The sequence below is a fragment of the Acinetobacter sp. YH16051 genome (assembly GCF_013417135.1).
In the GTDB taxonomy this organism is placed as follows: domain Bacteria; phylum Pseudomonadota; class Gammaproteobacteria; order Pseudomonadales; family Moraxellaceae; genus Acinetobacter; species Acinetobacter towneri.
In genome coordinates this window covers 1-1,253 of sequence record NZ_VPEN01000130.1, presented here as the reverse complement: position 1 = coordinate 1,253, position 1,253 = coordinate 1, and the positions used below count along the sequence as shown (strand labels likewise).

The window sequence follows — 1,253 nt, the reverse complement described above, 5'->3', positions numbered from 1 at the left end:
ACCGGAGTCATTGATGATGAGCAATGTTCAAAATTAGAAGACGATCTGCTTAATCGAACCTATTTAACATAAAATCTCTTATTCGAAATAGATCAAGAAGGACAATTTAATGATAGAAAAAGGGGCAATCATTTCTGACTGTAACAAATATCGTTATTCACTTTGGCGTATTTGGGATAAAGAAAAACCAATATTTACCTTTGTCGGCTTAAATCCATCAACTGCAGACCATGAGCAAGATGACCGAACCACAAGACGATGCATTAATTTTGCTAAAAGTTGGGGAGGTGGTGGCATTTATATGGCTAATCTATTTGCATATAGAGCTACTGATCCACAAGAAATGATGTCCCAAGAAGACCCTATTGGTCCTGATAACGATGCCCACTTAAAGCAATTAGCAGCAGAATCCCAAAAACTTATTGCTTGTTGGGGAAATGATGGTGTTTTTAAAGCGAGATCAACTTTTGTAAAACAATTGCTTACGGACAGACTCTATTATCTTAAATTAAATAAAAGTGGAGAACCTGGACATCCGTTATATATACATTCTTCCACTCAAATACAGCCTTTTTAGATTCCATTTAACATAATGGTGGTTATACGAAATTAGTAGTTTTTACGCGGAACTCCTAACGTATTCATCTTTTGTCTTATATCTTTATTTTTACCAATAGGTAAAATATATTCATAACCTACATCGAAAAGTAGGTAATTAAGAAAAAAATTACAGCGTTTTATAAGCCTTATAGTAACGGGAGAGACTATAGGGCTTTTTATTTATCTTAATATTCATATATCTATGATAAAGCCATGATGCTCTGCGATATAGAAAACCGGCTTGAGAATAGACCGATCTTTTATGATATTTGCTAAAATACTCTTTTGAAATATAAAAAACTAAGCGTGTATAGCACTGGGTCTAGGTGTTTTTTGGGCTTAGTTATTAGCGTTATTTAAATAAGTATAAGTCAATTTTTACCTAAGGGATTTGCTTTTCAACTAGTTCCAATTTCTTTAATGCTTGCCCTTTTTTATGATCATTATCAATCTTTACAACCAGAGCTAAAATAAAAACCATCACTATAAAAACAAGGTAAATCAAATGCTTTTTCATCATTAATTCCGTCTTTTGACCTTTAAGAATGCCTTGCTCCTTTGTAAATAGATATGACATAAGGGAAGCACTGATACAAGCCTTTTTAAATGACTTTAGCAACTCGATAAACAGTTGCAACTCCACAATTCACTGC

2 protein-coding genes are annotated in these 1,253 nt (G+C 33.2%); one reads left to right on the top strand and one right to left on the bottom strand.

Features of this window, described 5'->3' with window-relative positions:
- Positions 1–109: 109 nt before the first annotated feature.
- The gene (locus FTV41_RS14840; protein WP_179996777.1) at positions 110–577 is read left to right on the top strand and encodes a DUF1643 domain-containing protein; all 468 of its coding nucleotides are present in this window, start codon (positions 110–112) and stop codon (positions 575–577) included.
- Positions 578–982: 405 nt separating this feature from the next.
- On the opposite strand, the gene FTV41_RS14835 is transcribed toward FTV41_RS14840, so the two are convergent.
- Positions 983–1,177: a hypothetical protein gene (locus tag FTV41_RS14835; RefSeq protein ID WP_044432560.1), complete on the bottom strand. Its 195-nt coding sequence runs from the start codon at positions 1,175–1,177 to the stop codon at positions 983–985.
- Positions 1,178–1,253 lie beyond the last annotated feature (76 nt).